We start from the raw sequence: 20,415 nt of genomic DNA, 5'->3' as shown, positions 1-20,415 counted from the left end.
GATAATTTCGAAAATAATTCGAGAAATGATTTCGAAGATATAAATAAGTTTCGAGTAAAAACTTGTCGAATAGGATTATTTGATAAATTTAAGACATAAGTTTGCCAGTGCTTGTGCCTTGTGCCTTGTGCCTAAAATGATACTGCATTATGTTCCTCGCGTCAAGTAATATTTTGTTTTATTTGAATTTTTTGTAATTGTTTGCTTATTTTCCTATAGCAATAAGAGTATAGTCGTTAAAAAAATAATTGGCTAGTTTTCTGGCGGATTTTTTTGTAAAGAAATGTAAATAAATTTAAAGAAACATAAAGATAGAAATGATTCAGTTATAAAAATAAGTGAATTTTTTAACTAAAATATAATGTCAGATTACAGACATTTTGACCTTTGATGGAATGATTAATATTGCTGATAACTTCTAAAACACAAACACACCCAACAACCTAGTTTAGCGTACTAGCTTTACTTGGTTATCGGTATATTTTGGCGCTCTGATAAGGCAAGCATATTAACATTGTGGTGCTATAAGTGTGTTTTTTGCTCTAAAATCGTTCAGGTAGACTATTGATTTTATTGAAGTTTTTATTTGCATTTTTAAATAAAATCAAATACTTATAGGCTAGTTATTTTTTTATTACGTTGAATTTGGCTTTTTAATAAAAGCGCTTTTATATTTAATAACAAAAGCGCAAGGTTCGTAGGGGTTGCCTGCTCAGTACCCCAACTGCGAGGGGCACTGTCCTTTGTTATATTATCCTCTATTTGCGCCATAAACTATTCCAGATCTTAAGGATTAAGAAATACACACTAAATCTAAGGTGTGGTGCAAACAGCATAATAGCCGAAGGTGGCACCCATGTGATTACTATTGATGTAGCCAGTGTCGGAGTAGACATAGAACTGACGGCCGGGTATGGCGTTGCTCGTCCAATAACCATAGTGGGCGTGAGTGCTGTAAGCGAAGTCCGCATTAGCATAATGCGACATGTAACCCCACTCCGTGAAAAAACCAGCTCCAATTCGACGCTGGTAATAATTTTCAGATGAAGACGGCGTGGCACTAGAAATAGGAAAACTAGTTGTTCTGACTGCATTGGTTAAATCTCTTAACTGCGTAAGACGATACCCCAAACGACGACACCATGTTATTTGAGCTGGTGCTGTATCGTATTTACCTCCTCGGTTAACAAACCACTGCTTTAACTTAAAGCCATATTTTACTACCTCGTCATTAGTTTTAATATCTCTACCCACTAACTCAAACGTCTGCGGTAACACTGGCTTAGCAATTGGGTTGGGATTCGGATTAAGCCATTGATTTCTTGCCTCTGGACTTGTTAGCTTAACACGGGCGACAACTTGTCCCTTGTCTTCATCAGGAATCCACTTATCATTAGCTACAACATTTGTCACTGTCGCAGTGATTCCCCCCAAAGTAACGGGTTCCCATGTCAATTCATTTATATCTACTCCACTTATGAGTAAATCAAAATATAAATTATGCCCACCCGTGGTCGGAAAATTTAGGCTGTATGATTCAGGATGAATTGATTCAAAATCAATTGATTGTACTAAAAAGCCCTTATAAGGATTCCATATGTCAGCTGGACCCGCTCTTTCGTCATCACCCAAAAGTAGATTTGGTCTTACATAATTGATAACTGGCGACGGTAGCAGTATTGCATCACTACGATTACCTGTTCGAGATTTTTTGCCATTCGCCTGTAAATTCCATGAAGATAACAATAATAACAGCCCCAACACCAATAAGCTTTTTCGGGACAATTTTGATAATAATTTGAGAGATAATTTGGAAGGTATAAATGAGTTTTTTGTAAAAACTCGTCGAATAGAATTATTTGATAAATTTAAGACATAGGTTTGCCAGTGCTGGTGTCTGGTGTCTGGTGTCTAAAATGATAATGCATTATGGTTTACCTGTCAAGTAGTGATTTGTTTTATTTGGATTTTTATAATTATTTGCTTATTTAATAAGCTTGTTTTCCTATAGCGATAAAAGTATAACCATTTTAAAAATTGTTGGCTAGTTTTTTGGCGGATTTTTTGTAAAAAAATGTAAATTTTAGAAAAAAACCGAGTTGTTTATACTTTATAGTTAAAATAATCCTCTAAAACTCATAAGGTGCTTTTCCCGAAATCGCTTAAGATTTTGTATTCTATCTTTTAAATCGATAAATATTTGCGATTTGTGTCATATCTCATTTCAAAGTTTGTATCACTTTTTCCACTTTGTCATTCGCTTGTGGATTAAGTGGTTTTGTGAATTTGTGATTGATTCGATGCTATTACACGTTTTAACATAACGTTCATTTTGCTGGTTAAGGGAACAAAAAACTTCAATACGGTATTCTTACACGCTATCAATGATTGAACAACTAACCATAAAGCATTTAACCAAATTAGTAACCGTTAGTTTTTTTTATAATATAAGCGCCATATCACTTATTTGTGATATGACGTTAATTTTGTTTTTATATATTTTTTGTTACAGTAGTTTTTTAAATTACTGTAAACACCACGAGATATTCCTATAATTATAGGAATATCTCCCTGTAAATTATTTTGAGTTTAAATCTGTTTTTATATCTAATTTTTAATTAATGACTGTTTCGGTTAGTGATTAACTATTGAAAGCACTTTCACCATGGCTATTAATATCCAGACCTTCTCTTTCATGTTCTTCTGATACTCTTAAGCCAACAATGATATCTGCAATTTTATAAGCAATATAAGCAACCACTGTTGTCCAAACTACGCAGGTAATAACACTCATCAATTGTATTCCTACTTGAGTTGCCATTGTAATGCCTTCGGCATAACCAATACCTCCTAAAGATTCTGATGTAAATATACCAGTTAATATACAACCCACAATTCCACATACGCCGTGTACACCAAATACATCACATGTATCATCAACTTTTAGAATTCTTTTGAGTGTTGATACTCCCCAGACACCAGCAAAACCACAAATAAGCCCTATTAACATAGCACCACCTACACCAACAAGACCTGCCGCTGGTGTTACACCAACTAATCCCGCTATCACTCCTGATGCCGAACCAAGGCAAGATGGTTTACCTCGTAAAAACCATTCTGCAAACGTCCATGCCAAAACCGCGGCTGCTGTTGCTGCAACAGTGTTAATAAAGGCTAAACCTGCGATTTCATCTGCATGCGTTGATGATCCTGCATTAAAGCCAAACCAACCTATATAAAGAATAGCAGCTCCAAGGTAGACATAAGGTAGGTTAAATGGTTTTAGTGGTTCACGATTATAACCAATACGTTGTTTGATCAGATAAGCACCCACTATTCCTGCAATCGCAGCATTAATATGTACTACAGTACCACCAGCAAAATCAAGTGCTCCTTCATCACCTAAAATTCCGCCTCCCCATACCATATGCGCCATGGGAATATATGAAAATGTAAACCATAACACCATAAATATTAATACTGCTGAAAAACGAATTCGTTCAGCAAAAGCACCAGGAATTAAGCAACAAGTAATACAAGCAAATGATCCTTGGAATGCGATCCAAATTAGCTCGTAAATCGATCCTGACACATCTGTAATACCTATTCCTGCTAATAGAAAATGGTTAAAGTTGCCATAAAACCAGTTTCCTTCACCAAAAGCAAGTGAATAACCATAAATAATCCATAGCACCGCTATTAACGAAAAAGTTACTAGCACTTGTGTTAACATCGATAACACATTTTTAGAACGTAATAATCCACCATAAAACAATGCAATCCCTGGTACCGACATAAAAAGTACTAGGGCGGTACAGATCATCATAAAGCCGTTATCCGCTTTATCAACTACGGCAGCTTCTTCGGCAAAAGCTGAACTTGAGAATAAAATAACTAAAAAGGGAATAATTTTTTTCAACATAATGATTTCCTTAACAATCAATTACAATGCCGAGTCATCGGTTTCACCAGTACGTATACGCACTACATGTTCAAGTGAACTGACAAAAATCTTTCCATCACCAATTTTGCCAGTATATGCTGCTTTAGTAACTGTACTAATAACTTGGTCAAGTTCATCATCTCTAATAGCTAAATCAATTTTAACTTTAGGTAGAAAATTGACATTATATTCTGCACCACGGTAAAGTTCGGCATGACCTTTTTGTCGTCCAAAACCTTTAACTTCGGTAACAGTTAATCCTGTAATACCTATATTAGATAAGGCTTCTCGGACTTCTTCTAATTTGAAAGGTTTTATAACTACGGTAACTAATTTCATCAATCGCTCCTAAAAATTGTGAGTTACAGATTAAATTATGCAAAGAGTGTGCCAAAAAAATTAACTTGAATTGAATTTGCTACTACAACTTAATTTATAAAAATATAGCTATCATAAAATTAAAGTTCAGCTGTTTTGATTGGAAGGTTAAAACAAAAGATAACAAATAGTTAATAGATTTATTATTTAGCAGCGCACTAATATGGTGCCAATGCATATTAGTGGTGCTTAGCTGTTATAAAAATTAATAGGATCTAGAATGTCACCATTAACTTGCGATATTCGTCATAAGCAAAGTGATCTGTCATGCCACTAATATAATCCTGCAATAAGCGACATCGATAGTAGAATTCCATACACGCAAAATTTTCCGCTTTATTTATATTGAGTTTGTTAACTGCTTGTTTATAAGCGACACAATGTTTTGAGGATAATTTATGATATAAGCGAGTTTCAATAGGATAATTTTTGTGATGTTTATCCTCAACCAATTTCAAAAAGTCGTTAGTAGGCATATCAAGCAGTGGGCTATAAATATCGAGTAATCCACTAATAATTCGGTACCCTTGAAGTTCAATATTTTCAACCGATTCATGGTTAAATATATGTTCAAGTCCAACTGTTTTGAAAATATTGAGTAATTTATATTCTGCACCATGATCTTCAAGTAAGGCATGATTAAATGAGCCGTGATAAATTTCTTCAATATTTTCAATAAAGCGTTCAGCAGCATGTGGTACCAATTTGCCAATAGTGTTGACACGTAGGTACATAAAAAATTGGTCGATGCCTATCGCATCAAAACCATTTTGATTTAGATTTTCATAAGGGCGATTGACAACGGTATCAAACAGATCACCTTTTTTAATCGGTCCCCATGCCTCAGCTAAGTAAGTATAAAGCTGTTTTACTGTTAGAATTTTCTTTTCAACCGCATCTTCTAGATCGGCAATGCAATATGAGATATCGTCGGCGGCTTCCATAATATAGGTAAATGGATAACGATGAAATGGTTTGATATCAAGCTGTTTAGATAACTCCTCAATAAATGGTTCTTCTGATAAATAATAACCTGCTTTTTTCATTAAATATGAAAATTCTGGCAGTACCGGCTTAGACCAATAAGCTGGTTTAGAATATTTCATAATTGAAGCAATCTGAGAGTAAGTTAAATTGAGACGTAATATTGTATGCACTAAACGAATTGCTTGTGCATTACCTTCGAAACTTGATAAATCTTGGCGGATTTTGGTTTTAAGTTCTTTTATTTCTTCTTTATCGCTAACATTTATTTCAAGAAGTCGATAATTTGTTGCTTTGCCAAGACCTAAACGTAGAGTAAACCATTTATTAATGGCGGCCTCACCAAAATGACCAAATGGAGGATTACCAATATCATGCATTAAACAAGCCATTTCAACTAGGCTTTCAATCGCCATTATACAATTATCAAGCCCATATTTTTTTAATTTTCCAGCATTGCCAAGGCGATTAACGATTTCTTTGACTATGTATCGCCCAACTTGTTGCACTTCCATAGAGTGAGTAAGTCTTGTTCTAACTACTGAGTTTCGTTCTAATGGAAAAACTTGCGTTTTTTGCTGTAGGCGACGAATAGCGGCTGAGTTTATGATGCGTCCACGATCACTTTCAAAACAGCGTACTATTGAGTACTCATCAGACAGAGCTTCACGCTGTTTGCTAGCATAACGCTGATAATTGATTTTTTGGTTAAAGTTGATCATGGTTTCATCCCTAATTTAATCACTCAAATTGTTTTAAGTTTTCAAATTGCTAATGTTTGTTTTGCCCATTCAATACTTTTTTGATAATCATTAGGTAATAACGGTATTAAATTCTCTAATGCTTTTAACAATTTGTTTGTTTGGTTATGGGTTAAATTTAAATGCCCTACTTTACGTCCAACTCTAACTTCTTTTTCATACCAATGAAGATGTACCAAATCAATTGATAACCAATTTAAATTTAATTCTGTGCCAATTAAATTAACCATAACTGATGGCGTAAATACATCTGGCTTAGGAAATGGAAGCCCCAATATAGCACGAAGATGTAATTCAAATTGGCTAATTGAAGCTCCATTTTGCGTCCAATGACCACTATTATGTACTCGTGGAGCAAGTTCGTTGATCAGTAGTTCATTACCAACAATAAAGCATTCCATTGCCATTACGCCAATATAATTCAATTTATGCATAATAGCAGATAGCATTTGTTCTGCTTTTATTTGTAATGAATCTGATTTGTTAGGTTGTACAACACTTATTTTTAAGATGCCGTCTTGGTGGAAGTTATTGGTAAGGGGATAAAATACTGTTTCACCTTTTGCATTACGAGCGCCTATTAATGACATCTCTTTTTCGAACGGGATAGCCTGTTCAACAATAGCGTGCTGATAGATATCATCAGGTACAGTTATTGGACCATTAATAGCAATTCGCCATTGCCCTCGTCCATCATAACCGCCAGTTCTACGTTTAACAATTAATAGATCACCAAGTTCAGTGAATAACTTTGACCAATCTTGGTATTGATTAAGTGCAAACCATTTAGCTGTAGGTAAACCTAGTTCATCAAGTAGTTTTTTTTGAGTTAAACGATCTGCAATAAGCGGAAAAACCTCTCGATTAATAAAATGCGGATGCTTGGCTAAAATCTGTGTAAATGGCGTATCTGACCATCGCTCAATTTCAGCTGTTATTACTGACTGTTGATATGGAATGACGGTAGGATCTACATCTAATCCAACTGGATAAACTTTTATACCTATTGGTTCGCCTGCTTGCTTAAGCATTCGCCCTAATTGCCCGTTACCTAGTACACAAACAGATTGAAGTTTCATATTATGCATTCACTCTTGGATCTGGGTTATTTAGTACCTCATCAGTTTGAGTTAATCGCCATGTTGATAAACGTTGATATATTTCTTTATCATGTAGAGCTAGAATCTGTGCAGCAAGTAATGCCGCATTCGCTGCACCAGATTTACCTATTGCTAAAGTACCAACAGGAATACCTTTAGGCATTTGAACAATAGAATAGAGACTATCTACTCCACTTAATGCAGCACTTTGCACTGGAACACCTAATACAGGAATCAGCGTTTTAGCAGCTAACATACCTGGCAAATGAGCCGCACCGCCAGCACCAGCTATGATTACATCAAAGCCTTTTTGTTTAGCATCTTCAGCAAAACAAAATAATTTATCAGGGGTACGGTGAGCAGAAACGATTTCAACATGATAAGGAATTGTTAACGCATCAAGGATGTCGGCTGCGTGTTGCATAGTAGTCCAATCGCTTTTGGAACCCATTACTATGGCAATTCTAGGTTGAGTATGCATGGCAAATGTATGAATAATTAAAATAAGATGTATGTGAAGTATACACTAAAATTTAATTAATGGGGATAGTAAGGATTTTATCTGTTAGCAATTAAAATACATGTTCCCAGCAAAATGAAGATGATAAACAAAGTGATACCGCCGAATAGTATCGGCGGTGAAGAAAAAGTTAGCCTTTTACTACTGCCACGATTTTAATTTCTATCAAATATTCTTTTTTCATTAACCCTGCTTGCACTGTACAACGTACTGGTGCACTACCTTTAGCTACCCATTCGTCCCATGCTTTATTCATAGCGGCAAAGTCACTTTTATTAACTAAAAATAATGTTACATCTAATATACGTGATTTATCACTGTTAGCTCGGGCTAATATTTTGTCAATTTCAGCTAATGCACTTTTAGTCTGTACATAAGCGTCATTTTCAAGATTAGTAGGAACACTTGTGTAATAAATAACGTTATTATGGATCACTGCTTCAGACCAGCGGTTATCTGGATCAATTCGTGTTATTGTCATCATATTTTCCTTGTTAGATGAGTTATTAAGATACTTTAATAAAATCAGCACGCAATTTTTTTATTTCATCACGCAATACACCAGCTTTTTCAAACTCAAGATTCTTAGCCGCTTCGTACATCATTGCTTCAAGCTCTTTCACTTTTGCCTGTACTTCTTTAACTGAGACATACTGATAAGGTTTGCCTGGTTCAAATGCTTGTACTTTAGCTGTTGATTTTTTGGTACTTAAACCTGCCTCTAATACGTCTTTAATTTCTTTGCGTACTGATTTTGGTGTAATGCCGTGTGCTGTATTAAAGTCTTCCTGTTTTTTACGACGACGGGCAGTTTCATCAATCGTTTTTTGCATAGCAGGGGTTATTCTATCAGCATATAATATGGCTTTACCATTTACATTACGAGCTGCACGCCCTACGGTTTGAATTAGTGAACTTTCTGAACGTAAAAAACCTTCGCGATCAGCATCCAATATTGCTATTAGTGAGACTTCAGGTATATCTAAACCTTCTCGCAATAAGTTAATACCCACAAGTACATCAACTTTACCTAAACGTAGGTCACGAATAATTTCCATACGTTCAACCGTATTGATGTCTGAATGCAAATATTTTACAGTTACATTATGTTCTGACAGATAATCAGTTAAGTTTTCTGCCATACGTTTAGTTAATGTGGTCACTAAAACACGCTCTTGGTTATTGATACGAATTTTGATTTCAGATAATAGATCATCAACCTGCGTTGCAACTGGTCGAACTTCGATAATAGGATCTAATAAACCTGTAGGTCTAACTACTTGTTCAATAATTTCATTACCTGATTTTTCAATCTCGTATTTAGCTGGTGTTGCTGACACATAAATAGTTTGTGGCATGATGTTTTCAAATTCAGCAAATTTTAACGGTCGATTGTCTAGTGCTGATGGCAACCGAAAGCCATATTCAACCAGATTAAGTTTACGTGAACGGTCACCATTATACATTGCTCCTAATTGTGGAATAGCCACGTGAGATTCGTCAATAAACAGTAATCCATCAGGTGGCAAATAATCAAATAAGGTTGCTGGCGGATCGCCCGGATTACGCTGAGCTAAAAAGCGTGAATAGTTTTCAATCCCAGAGCAATACCCCAATTCGGTCATCATTTCGATATCAAATAATGTCCGCTGAGTTAAACGTTGCTCCTCTAATAGACGATTATTGTCTAACAATACTTTTTGACGCTCTTTAAGTTCCTGCTTTATTTGAGCAATAGCGTTTTCCATAATGTTTCTTGGTGTGACGTAGTGCGTTTTTGGATAAATTGTTATCCGCGATACTTCATTTATGCTATTACCTGTAAGCGGATCAAACATAACAATTCGATCGACTTCATCATCAAATAACTCAACGCGCACAGCAAGATCGTCTGAATCAGCTGGAAAAATATCTATAACATCTCCTCGAACACGGAATGTACCACGACTAAAACCTATTTCATTACGAGTGTATTGCAATTCAGCTAATCGAGTTAAGATTGAACGCTGATCGGTTATGGTGCCTTTTGTTAGGTGTAATATCATCGACATATAGGTTTCTGGTGCTCCTAAACCATAAATTGCCGACACCGAAGCAACAATTACAACATCACGTCGTTCTAGTAGTGATTTAGTGGCAGAAAGACGCATTTGTTCTATATGTTCATTGATTGATGCATCTTTTTCAATAAATGTATCGGTTGACGGTACATAAGATTCAGGTTGATAGTAATCATAATAAGATACAAAGTATTCAACCGCATTTTCAGGGAAAAAGGCTTTCATTTCGCCATATAGCTGAGCGGCTAATGTTTTATTTGGTGCTAAAATAATTGTAGGGCGATTATGTTTAGCAATAACATTTGCCATGGTAAATGTTTTACCTGATCCAGTTACGCCTAATAGTGTTTGATGCGCAATCCCATCATCAAGATTTTGATTAATCCTTTTTATTGCTTCTGGCTGATCACCAGCTGGCTTAAATTCGGAACATAATTTAAATTTTTTCATTACATCGCAACCTAATATTTTACCTATTAATAAAAATTATCCCCAAAAGGACTTGACCTTTTAAAATTTACTATTTTTTGTTCAATTAACATTTTCATTTATAAAAAAGACAACTAATTTATAACTTGATTTACGGTAACATGTTGATATAAAACAAAAAAATATTTCATGATTAAGTTACAATCAAATTAAGAAAAATCCTGATAGTTACTGAGGTTAGCGCTTTTTTCAATAAAATACTCACAGAGTTATCCACAGGCAACGGGGATAACTTTATAAATATAGTCTTTATAAACTTTTTTCAATTATCAAGATAAAATTTCAAAAAAAAATCCCTTTTATTTTAATGTTTATTCCTATCTTTAACGCTACTTTTGATAGTTTTAACTAATCATTCGATTTATCTGTTCGATTTGATATTGATAGCTATGATCCAAGTTTTGGATGAAAGTCAATCGGTGAGTGATGCATTTTGGCGCATCTTCTGCGTGATGAGACACGAATAGCAACTGCGTGTACCCTTCACTAATTAAACGATCTATCCAACGTTTTACTAATTCTCGATTAAGATGATCGAGCCCTTGCAATGGCTCATCTAAAATAAGCAGTGTCGGATGTTTAACCAACGCTCTGGCAATCAATACTAATCTTTGCTGTCCCCAAGAAAGCGATTGAAAGGGTTTATCCGCCTGCGTTTGTAACCCTAGTAATTGTAGCCATTCATCAGCCAATTTAGCTTGTTTATCACTGGTAGCTTGGTAGACACCAATCGAATCAAAATAGCCTGACAATAACACAGTTTTAACGCTAGAACTAACTCGATAAGCCAAATGTAAGCTGCTACTAACATAACCAATATGGCGTTTAATATCCCAAATCGTTTCACCCGAACCTCGTTTACGACCAAATAAAGTGAGATCATTGCTATACCCTTGCGGATGATCGCCAGTTATTAAACTTAATAACGTTGATTTACCTGCGCCATTAGGTCCAACTATTTGCCAATTTTGTTTGGCTTTTACTCGCCAAGTTAATCCATTAATGATTGCTTTATCATCATAATATACATAACCATTATTTAATATGACTCGATCTAATTGATCAGCTAATTGAGTTGGTGGTTCGTCGGCTTCTGGTAATGGCATATTGGAAATATTTTCCAAATCAGCTAATTGCTTAACAGTTGTATCGTTTAATATTGTATCTTTTGTATCAATTTTCAATAGTTGGCAGTCGGCTAGTATGCCAATATTTTCAATAAATGTAGGAATTTCATTAAATCGATTCAAAACAAGGACAATTGTGATACCTTGCTTAGCAAGATCTGCTAGTATTTCGGCTAAATTTTCACGTGATGCCACATCTAAGCCATCAAAAGGCTCATCTAATATCAGAAAATCAGGCTGCTGCATCAAAACTCGACAGATTAAGGCTTTGCGTGTTTCACCAGTTGAAAGATATTTAAAGCGTTTCGTTAATAGGTGTTCAATTCCAAATTGTGTTGCTAATTTTTGGCAAAGTACTTGATTAAAATTATTTTCTTGTATAATTTGCTGAGTGGTTAATCCTGTATCGTTTTCACCTTCGCTTAGCATATCTGTATTATTGCGTTTCCATTCATCATCAATTAGTTTTTGTAGCTGTTCAAACGATATGTGTGCTATGGAGTTAAATTGATTAATTACTTTGCCTGATAATAATGTTTGCTCACCAGACAATGCTTTAACTAGTATAGATTTACCGCTGCCATTACGCCCCACAAATGCAACATTACTGCCTTGATTTATTGTAAGTGATTCAATGGTAAAAACTAGGTAGTCACTAATTTTAAAATGTGCGTTTTCTATTTGTAGCATGATAACCTCATATTGCTAAACTAATGTCGCAACAATAATATTTTGTGGATTAATAAATAGTTTTGATTGTTTGCCTGTAGTTAAGGCCGATTTTTTTACTTCACTGGCTAATTTGTTAGCATAAAGCACTATGCCAGAAGATAGTGTGAAAGCAATTTCACTCCAATTGCCATCAGTAGTTATTTTTTCAACGGTAACCGACAAACAGTTTTCGTTTTCGATTTCATTTTTTAATTCAATTAATGGAGCTTTAATTAACAGCAATACTGTTTTGTCCGTACTCAACTTTAGCCGTTCAATACTTGATTGAGTAATGTAAACTTTTAACTCAGTTTGATTATCACTAAGTAGCACTGTAATAAAACCAGCAACATCGTTTGTTTGAATCTGCTTAACCGTACCATATAATTGATTTCGTGCACTAGTTTGTAATGATAGTCTAGCTGTTGCTTTTAAAATATCATCTAAAGGTACTTTGTCATCATTTAGTATGTTAAAAGCATTTTGTTGTAGTTGAGTTAATAGATCATAGAGTTGAATAAATCTAACTGCATAAGCACTCAGTTTAGTGCCTCCTCCATTTTTACCACCAATTGCAGTAATTAAAAAAGGTTTAGGTGCTAATTTATTTATTTCATTAATGGCATCCCATGCGGTTTTATAACTAATACCAATTTGCTTGGCAGCCTGACTTAATGACCCCGTCTGTTCAATTGCTTTTAATAACGCAATACGCCTTGGATCAGTAAATAACTGCTGTTTTATATTTAACGTTAATAAAATTTCAGGAGAAAACATAATTTAACACCATGAAGAACCGACTAATCAATTTGGAAGAGATAATAGTGATTATTGTAGACCCTTTTTGGCATTCCTTCAAAACTTGTTAAAAATCTTGTTGATTATCATATCGTATCAGCTTAAATGAATTTTAATTGTACTTTATATATAAATTCTGCTAGCATCGATATGTTATATTTTATATAACGGCTATTTAATAATTTGCCAAATAACGTAATAAATCATAATAATCAATTGGATAAATAATATTAACAGTTAAAATTAACTCAATTTTATTGTGAGGAACAGAATGAAAAAAATTATTGGAATTATCTTAATGATGGCAATCACTTTTTCAGTTTCAGCTGCTGAAAAAATGACTATATTTGCCGCAGCCTCATTGACTAATGCTATGCAAGATATCGCTGCATCTTATAAAGCAGAACATAAAGATGCAAATATTGTATTCTCATTTGCTTCATCATCAGTATTAGCTAAACAGATTGAACAAGGTGCACCTGCGGATATATTTATGTCAGCAGATCAAAAGTGGATGACTTATCTTATTGAGCATAATTTAACTAAAAATAAAGACGATTTATTAAAAAATACATTGGTGCTTATTGCTCCCCAAAATTCACATTTAGAGAATGTTTCAATTAATAAAAATACCAATTGGGAAATTATTTTACCTAAAGGTGAAAGAATAGCTATTGGTGATCCTGATCATGTACCAGCAGGAATGTATGCAAAAGAATCATTAACTAATTTAGGGGTATTTAATAAATTATCGCCACAATTTGCTCCTGCAAGTAATGTAAGAGACGCTTTGGTACTAGTTGAGCGTAATGAAGCTGCGCTTGGTATTGTATATAGTACCGATGCTAAAATAAGCAATAAGGTAAAAATAATTGGATCCTTTCCTGATGATACATTTAAGTCTATCGAATATCCCATCACTTTGTTGAATCCAAAAGCAACTGATTTTTATAAATATTTAAATTCATCACAAGCTAAAGCTATTTTTGAAAAATATGGATTTATAACAAAGTAATTTAATAAGTAAATAATTTTATAAAACTATGTTATTAACTGAATTTGAATGGCAAACCTTGCTACTTAGTTTAAAGATAGCCGCCACAGCAATTGGTTTTAGTTTGCCAATAGGCATTTTAACCGCTTGGATATTGGCACGCTGTCAATTTTTTGGTAAATCGCTATTTGATAGCCTCGTGCATCTTCCTCTTGTTTTACCACCAGTTGTTTTAGGTTATTTGTTGTTAATAACCATGGGACGACGTAGCGTTATTGGCGAGTGGTTGAGTAGCCATTTAAATATTAGCTTTAGCTTTAATTGGCAAGGTGCAGCTTTAGCTTCGGCAGTAGTTGCATTTCCATTAATGGTGCGTTCAATTCGCTTAGCCATTGAATCAATTGATACACGCCTTGAAAACGTTGCTCGGACTCTTGGAGCCCATAAGTGGCGAGTTTTTATAACTATTACTTTACCATTAGCCTTTCCTGGTATTCTTATGGGAATTGTATTGGGTTTTGCCCGTTGCTTAGGGGAATTTGGTGCAACAATCACTTTTGTGTCAAATATTCAAGATGAAACCCGCACCTTACCATTAGCAATGTATACGTTGCTACAAATTCCCAATGGTGAACAAGGTGCATTACGGCTGTGTATTATTTCGGTTGTGTTATCACTAATCGCACTTTTTTTATCCGAATTGTTAAATCGATGGCATAAAAAGAAGTTAGCAGGATAATCAATATGTTAAAAATAGATGTTCGCAAACAACTTGCTTCGTTTTCGTTCCAATTCAATCACGAGATAGCCTGCCAAGGGGTTACTGCTATTTTAGGCGTTTCTGGCTCGGGAAAATCCACACTAGTAAACCTTGTTAATGGATTAATTAAACCTGATCAAGGCCAAATCCAGTTGAATGGCTTACCACTAGTTGATTGCGATAAACACCTTTTTGTTACTCCTGAAAATCGGCATATTGGTACCGTTTTTCAAGATGCATTACTTTTCCCTCATTATAAAGTTATTAAAAATCTGATTTATGGTGCTAAAAATTTCAAGCAATTAAGATTTGATGAAATAGTTAATGTACTTAATATCCAACCATTATTAAATCGTTATCCTGCCATGTTATCTGGTGGAGAAAAACAGCGAGTAGCAATTGGTCGAGCACTATTAACAAACCCTTTATTACTATTAATGGACGAACCGCTTTCAGCTCTCGATATGCCAAGAAAAAAAGAACTGTTAACTTATATTAATAAATTAACTAATGAGCTAAATATACCCATTATTTATGTAACACATAATATTAATGAAGTTAAACAAATAGCCGATAATGTTGTAATTTTAGATCAAGGTAAGCTGATTGAGTTTGGTAAGACCGAACATGTTTTACAAAGTGACTATTTAAAAGAATGGTTATAAAGCTCTAAAGTATTACTATTTTCCGCTTGTTTAATATATGTCACGCCATCATGCCATGCACCAAGCACCGCACGAGTTGCAGTGTTGCCTTCAATTTGAAAATGATGTACAGCAGGTTTATGTGTATGACCGTGCACCATAATATCTGCATTATGTTTAACCATCATTTCAATAACTGCTTGCTGGTTTACATCCATGATATTTTCAGATTTGAGTTGATTATGTTGACTACTTTTTTTTCGTAACTTAGCTGCAATTTTCAACCGAATAAAAAGTGGTAAAAATAAAAATAATTTTTGAAGCCATTTATTATGCATAACTTTTCGGAAATTTTGATATTGATGGTCGTCAATACACAGTAAATCACCATGTAAAAAAATGATGTTTTTTCCTTGATTAGAAAGGCAATTAATCTCGGGCAGTAAGGTCATTTCGCATTGTTGCGCATACTTTTTCCCCAATAAAAAATCACGATTACCATGAACGAAATATTTTCTTATATTACGTTTTGATAAGGCTTGTAAAGCCTGCGCAATTTGATAATGTAAGTTTGTTTTTACATCATCCCCAACCCAGTAATCAAAAAGGTCGCCTAGAATGTAAAGCTCGCAGTTGTCGGGCAAAGTATCCAAAAAAGACAAAAAGCCTGCGGTTATATTAATATAACCTGAAGCAGGCTCATTATCTGCTAAATGAATATCAGCAATAAAATAACGAACAGGATTATTCAACCGTGACACTCGTAATAATAACATCTTCTACAGGAACATCAGAATGCATACCACTGCGCCCTGTTTTAACAGCTTTTATTTTATCAACCACATCAAGCCCATCAACAACTTGTGCAAAAACACAATAGCCATAACCATTAATGTCCGCAGAGCGAAAGTTGAGATAATCATTATCAACCACGTTGATAAAAAATTGCGCAGTTGCCGAATGAGGATCTGATGTACGTGCCATTGCTAAAGTACCACGTTCATTTTTTAGACCGTTATTTGCTTCGTTTTTAATTGGTGATTTTGTCTTTTTTTGGTTCATTCCTGGTTCAAAACCACCACCTTGAATCATGAAATTATTAATAACTCGATGAAATATTGTGTTGTTATAAAAGCCTTCTTTGCAATATTCAACAAAATTTTTAACAGTTTCTGGCGCCTTATCATCAAAAGTTTTGATTTTAATATCACCTAAATTAGTGTGAAATATAATCATTGCATAATCCTTTTTTTAATATATATCTTTCGAATAAAATTTAGTAAATCTTAATTAATATAAATTATTTACCAAATTTTTCACATGCTTCTAGTGTATTGCTCATTAACATAGCAACAGTCATTGGACCAACACCACCAGGAACAGGTGTGATCCATCCCGCTCTTTTAACAGCAACATCAAACTCTACATCACCTGCAAGTTTACCATCTGGCAAACGATTGATACCAACATCAATGACGATTGCACCCGGCTTTATCCACTCACCCTTAACATAATTAGCAATGCCTACTCCCGCAACAACAATATCCGCATTGCTAACATGTTTTGCTAAATCAATAGTACGACTATGGGTAATGGTTGTTGTGCAACCTAATAATAATAACTCTAATGCCATTGGACGACCCACAATGCTTGATGCTCCTACAACGGTAGCATTTAAACCTGACAGATTTATGCCAGTGGATTCTAGCATTTTGACTACGCCATAAGGAGTACATGGTCGCAAGATTGGATCACGCTGTAGCAAGTGTCCAATATTATATGGGTGAAAACCATCAACATCTTTACTTGGATCAATACGTTCAAGAACCTTTGTTTTATCAATATTATCAGGTAAAGGCAGTTGTACTAAAATACCATGCACATCTAAACGTTGATTTAGTTCATCAATTAATGCTAATAATTCATCGGTGGTCGTCGAGGTAAAGTCATAAGCAAATGAAACAAAACCAACATCATCACAAGCCTTTTGCTTATTTTTAACATAGATTTTTGATGCAGGGTCTGAACCGACTTGAATTACAGCTAATCCTGGGACTGATAGTCCTTTTTCAATACGCATTTTGACTTTATTAGCAATTTCAGTTCGTATTTGTTTTGCTAATACTTTCCCATCAATTATATGTGCAGTCATAAGCTTCCGTTTAACTATCTTATTAGAGGTATCATTTTCGCAAAAGTTTTTATTAATGTCTATTTAGTTATGAATTGATTGATTAAGTTGATTCAATATTTGTTTGTATTGAGCATCAATATCTGTAATAACGGAACAAATATGAGCATCAAAAGCTTTTAATTTAGGTTTTTGAGCCTTCCATTCATTTTTAGAAATTTGTTTAATTGCTCCATAATTTTTAAAAAATTCGAAATGCAAAATACTTCCGCCAACAACATTATAAAAAATGCGTTGACCAATATCTTCTCCATCTTTTTTGATATTATTAAAATGTCGGTAAAAAAATCGCGTATTACCATTTTCAGTAATAATTGATGCATGTAACAACTTGACTAAACGTTTATATAATTTGTTTAACTCGCTTTTTAGCTCATTATCATCGCCCAATTGATTTTTTATTGCTTTTTCAAAAGTTTCTTTAACTTCAGTTAAAAGGCTTAATGATTGTTGTTCTAGTAGCGGCAACTGTTGACGTAAATCTTGCTGAAATTGAATCAGTTCTTTTTGTAATGATGGATTAAGTGATATCGTTTCTTTATTTAAAATGACATTACCATTTGGCATGATAATTAAATCATTTTTTTTATCAAAAATATGTACACTTTCTCTATTTATCGTAATGTCATAACTGGGCTTAATCCCACACTCTTTTTTAGCAGCAAATACGGTGATAGGTAACAACAAAGCAATCAATATCAATTTTTTTAACATATTCATATCCAGCTAGTTAATTCATGAAGATTATAACGTCTACTAAGAAATAAACATAATAAAATTAAATAAGTACTATAATTTTAAAAACAATACTCGCCAAACGGTTTAATTACTTTATATGATATCAAAATTAATTATAAGTAGTTTTATACTAAAACACATAGTTACCTGAAAGTTTTTGACAAACAATTTTTATCCTATTGAACAAAAATCGAATTCATCCTCCATAGTTTTTGCTTAAATTATACACCGCAAGTTAAATGGTAAAGAGTAGTAGGCTAGAGAACTAATACAGTAAGGATATTCATATGAATATGCGAGCCTTGACCATTAAAAAAGTGCAGACTAGCGCCCGATGGTACAGTTATATGATAGATAGTATTTCATGATAGTGTGTGAATTCTTTATACAACTAATGTTCTTAAAAGAGGTGAGTTTACTGAGTAATATGTAGGAACTACTTGTTGTGTTATTTATCGTAATTTGAGAAATAATGGTAATGGAAAACATAAAAAAATAGCGCCTTATCACCAGAAGGCAATATGGCGCTAAAATCATAAAAATAGCCGTCACTGATTCAGAGAGTTACGTTTCAGTTAATCTGAGTTTTATATAACTCGATATTATCATATATTGTAGAATCATTAACGTTTACACGCTATTTTACTATTGTCACCCTTTTCAGCTTCACGTGTAGAAACATAACCAGATAAGTTAACTGTAAAATAAATATTATACTTAGCGTAATCTATTTCTCTAGTCCAAAAAAGAACATAGTAAGTATTATCTTTAGGCCAATTTGATTTAGGATAGTTTTTATTCGATAGCCAGCCCCATTCCCCCATAACTGAACCGCCAATTGATCGCGTAAAACTATTGGGATAAATTTTCCAATTCTGATTTTCTGCAACATTAATAGCTGGAGAATTAGTATAATCTTTACGTAAAGGTATATTATCCATTCCTCCACATAAATTGATTGCATTAGATAAATTTATATTGTCGTTATTTTTAGGTTCTAACCATACAGAAGTTGGGTTAAATATATAATCATGAATGATTGAAGTATCTCTTTTTAACGTTGTCCTCACCGTAACATTTCCTGACGGCTTACTATTAAGTTCTACCACCCCATTTTGATCAACAGAAACACCTCCACCTGGGTTATTGAGTATTTGATAACGATAATCATCTTGTGCACCTATCATCACTAATTGAAATTTAGCTCCAGGAAAGCCAGTTGTTGGAAATTTTTTACCTGATTCTATTGGATTAGCTTTAAATCCCCAGTTATAAACATAATCAGCGCTATACCCTCCACCAGCGTTAGGATGTCGGCTTATATTCGTACCATTCCAAGCCCAAGGTCCTGAAATTGGGTTAGATGCCAGATTAGGATCATATGATCGCCATTGTAGATTAGGTGAAACAATCACATCATTTGGTTTTGCATAACAAATTTGCGATTTTGGTGCTATTTGGTAGGTCTTAGCTAGGGTAATTTGCTTGCCTACATCAGGTATTCCGTATGCTGAATGGGCACTAACATTGGTTTTTATGATGAGCTTTAATGGCATTGAAAAGCCACTACCACAACCTATCATTTTTTTCTTATCATTACCTATTATTCTTACGCCATTATTGTCATACCACCAATAATTAGTCGATTCAACTTTAAACGGCTCCTGTGGATCGGCACTATCACCATCTATATCGCTGTAATTTTCAACTTTATCTAAGTTTGTTGAAGTATAAATCGCCACTTTAAAATCATTCAACGTTAAATTACCATCAAATTCTTTCACTTCACTAGATTTTATAGTGCCACTCGCCTCACTGTAAAAAACACCATTGACAGTAAAACCATGTTTATCTGCACTCGATAACGCCACCACTTGCGGTGCATTCCCTGTAATAACCTGACTCGAAGTTGCTGTTAGTATTGCATTAGCTGAGCCAACATGTATCCATTGTGATAATAAGATTAAACCCATTATTTGAGCAAGTTTCGGTTTTGAGTGAGCTGTAAGTGTTGTTATTTTGGCAACAAAGTGAGATTTGCAATGGAAGTGTTTAAAACAGAAAGATAACAGTAAAAATAAAACGTTTTGCCGTAATATTAAAGGTGAAATAAAACGATTAACAAAATGCCGATGCCCGATGCCCGATGCCCGATGCCCGATGCCCGATGCCCGATGCCCGATGCCCGATGCCCGATGCCCGATGCCCGATGCCCGA

General features: G+C 34.3%; 17 protein-coding genes and 1 pseudogene. 3 read left to right on the top strand and 15 right to left on the bottom strand.

Annotated features, from left to right (window positions below):
* Positions 1 to 813 precede the first annotated feature (813 nt).
* From A9G44_RS03815 to A9G44_RS03770, 10 genes are all read right to left on the bottom strand, one after another.
* Positions 814 to 1,746: a hypothetical protein gene (locus tag A9G44_RS03815; protein ID WP_065609251.1), complete on the bottom strand. Its 933-nt coding sequence runs from the start codon at positions 1,744 to 1,746 to the stop codon at positions 814 to 816.
* Between the two features lie 895 nt (positions 1,747 to 2,641).
* Positions 2,642 to 3,922, bottom strand: a complete 1,281-nt coding sequence (gene amtB, locus A9G44_RS03810; RefSeq protein WP_065609250.1) for an ammonium transporter AmtB — start codon at positions 3,920 to 3,922, stop codon at positions 2,642 to 2,644.
* Between the two features lie 21 nt (positions 3,923 to 3,943).
* On the bottom strand, positions 3,944 to 4,282 hold the full coding sequence (gene glnK, locus A9G44_RS03805) for a P-II family nitrogen regulator (protein ID WP_034912116.1): 339 nt from the start codon (positions 4,280 to 4,282) through the stop codon (positions 3,944 to 3,946).
* A 254-nt stretch (positions 4,283 to 4,536) separates the two neighbouring features.
* The gene (gene dgt / locus A9G44_RS03800; protein WP_065609249.1) at positions 4,537 to 6,027 is read right to left on the bottom strand and encodes a dGTPase; all 1,491 of its coding nucleotides are present in this window, start codon (positions 6,025 to 6,027) and stop codon (positions 4,537 to 4,539) included.
* A 41-nt stretch (positions 6,028 to 6,068) separates the two neighbouring features.
* Positions 6,069 to 7,145 carry a 5-(carboxyamino)imidazole ribonucleotide synthase gene (gene purK / locus A9G44_RS03795; RefSeq protein WP_065609252.1) on the bottom strand — a complete coding sequence of 359 codons (1,077 nt, stop codon included), beginning with the start codon at positions 7,143 to 7,145 and terminating at the stop codon, positions 6,069 to 6,071.
* A gap of 1 nt (position 7,146) precedes the next feature.
* Positions 7,147 to 7,647 carry a 5-(carboxyamino)imidazole ribonucleotide mutase gene (purE, locus tag A9G44_RS03790; protein ID WP_034912110.1) on the bottom strand — a complete coding sequence of 167 codons (501 nt, stop codon included), beginning with the start codon at positions 7,645 to 7,647 and terminating at the stop codon, positions 7,147 to 7,149.
* Between the two features lie 169 nt (positions 7,648 to 7,816).
* Positions 7,817 to 8,167: a RidA family protein gene (locus tag A9G44_RS03785; protein ID WP_065609248.1), complete on the bottom strand. Its 351-nt coding sequence runs from the start codon at positions 8,165 to 8,167 to the stop codon at positions 7,817 to 7,819.
* Positions 8,168 to 8,192: 25 nt separating this feature from the next.
* Positions 8,193 to 10,196, bottom strand: coding sequence for an excinuclease ABC subunit UvrB (gene uvrB / locus A9G44_RS03780; protein WP_065609247.1), 2,004 nt, complete (start codon positions 10,194 to 10,196; stop codon positions 8,193 to 8,195).
* Between the two features lie 383 nt (positions 10,197 to 10,579).
* Complete coding sequence (gene modF / locus A9G44_RS03775; protein WP_065609246.1) at positions 10,580 to 12,052, bottom strand: molybdate ABC transporter ATP-binding protein ModF; 1,473 nt, start codon at positions 12,050 to 12,052, stop codon at positions 10,580 to 10,582.
* 15 nt (positions 12,053 to 12,067) lie between these two features.
* The gene (locus A9G44_RS03770; RefSeq protein WP_065609245.1) at positions 12,068 to 12,850 is read right to left on the bottom strand and encodes a TOBE domain-containing protein; all 783 of its coding nucleotides are present in this window, start codon (positions 12,848 to 12,850) and stop codon (positions 12,068 to 12,070) included.
* 280 nt (positions 12,851 to 13,130) lie between these two features.
* Between A9G44_RS03770 and modA the strand changes: the two genes are divergently transcribed.
* From modA to modC, 3 genes are read left to right on the top strand one after another with little or no spacing between them, the layout of a single operon-like run.
* Complete coding sequence (gene modA / locus A9G44_RS03765; RefSeq protein WP_442902921.1) at positions 13,131 to 13,886, top strand: molybdate ABC transporter substrate-binding protein; 756 nt, start codon at positions 13,131 to 13,133, stop codon at positions 13,884 to 13,886.
* Positions 13,887 to 13,914: 28 nt separating this feature from the next.
* Positions 13,915 to 14,604 (top strand): molybdate ABC transporter permease subunit, encoded by a 690-nt coding sequence (gene modB / locus A9G44_RS03760; protein ID WP_065607551.1) that lies wholly within the window; start codon positions 13,915 to 13,917, stop codon positions 14,602 to 14,604.
* Positions 14,605 to 14,609: 5 nt separating this feature from the next.
* Positions 14,610 to 15,290 (top strand): molybdenum ABC transporter ATP-binding protein, encoded by a 681-nt coding sequence (modC, locus tag A9G44_RS03755; RefSeq protein ID WP_065609243.1) that lies wholly within the window; start codon positions 14,610 to 14,612, stop codon positions 15,288 to 15,290.
* Here the strand turns inward: modC and A9G44_RS03750 are convergent.
* The 5 genes and pseudogenes from A9G44_RS03750 to A9G44_RS03730 form a co-directional block, all read right to left on the bottom strand.
* Positions 15,269 to 16,021, bottom strand: coding sequence for a UDP-2,3-diacylglucosamine diphosphatase (locus A9G44_RS03750; protein WP_202983960.1), 753 nt, complete (start codon positions 16,019 to 16,021; stop codon positions 15,269 to 15,271). The genes modC and A9G44_RS03750 overlap by 22 nt on opposite strands.
* Positions 16,014 to 16,505 carry a peptidylprolyl isomerase B gene (gene ppiB / locus A9G44_RS03745; RefSeq protein ID WP_065589345.1) on the bottom strand — a complete coding sequence of 164 codons (492 nt, stop codon included), beginning with the start codon at positions 16,503 to 16,505 and terminating at the stop codon, positions 16,014 to 16,016. Before ppiB ends, A9G44_RS03750 begins: the two co-directional genes overlap by 8 nt.
* Before the next feature lie 64 nt (positions 16,506 to 16,569).
* Complete coding sequence (gene folD, locus A9G44_RS03740) at positions 16,570 to 17,421, bottom strand: bifunctional methylenetetrahydrofolate dehydrogenase/methenyltetrahydrofolate cyclohydrolase FolD (RefSeq protein ID WP_065609242.1); 852 nt, start codon at positions 17,419 to 17,421, stop codon at positions 16,570 to 16,572.
* Positions 17,422 to 17,484: 63 nt separating this feature from the next.
* Positions 17,485 to 18,174 carry a DUF2884 family protein gene (locus tag A9G44_RS03735; RefSeq protein WP_065609241.1) on the bottom strand — a complete coding sequence of 230 codons (690 nt, stop codon included), beginning with the start codon at positions 18,172 to 18,174 and terminating at the stop codon, positions 17,485 to 17,487.
* Positions 18,175 to 18,821: 647 nt separating this feature from the next.
* Positions 18,822 to 20,415, bottom strand: a pseudogene (locus A9G44_RS03730) (hypothetical protein); the annotation flags it as partial.

The sequence above is a fragment of the Gilliamella sp. Occ4-3 genome (assembly GCF_001690675.1).
Lineage (GTDB): Bacteria > Pseudomonadota > Gammaproteobacteria > Enterobacterales > Orbaceae > Gilliamella > Gilliamella bombi.
This window is presented reverse-complemented; position numbering and strand designations above follow the sequence as displayed.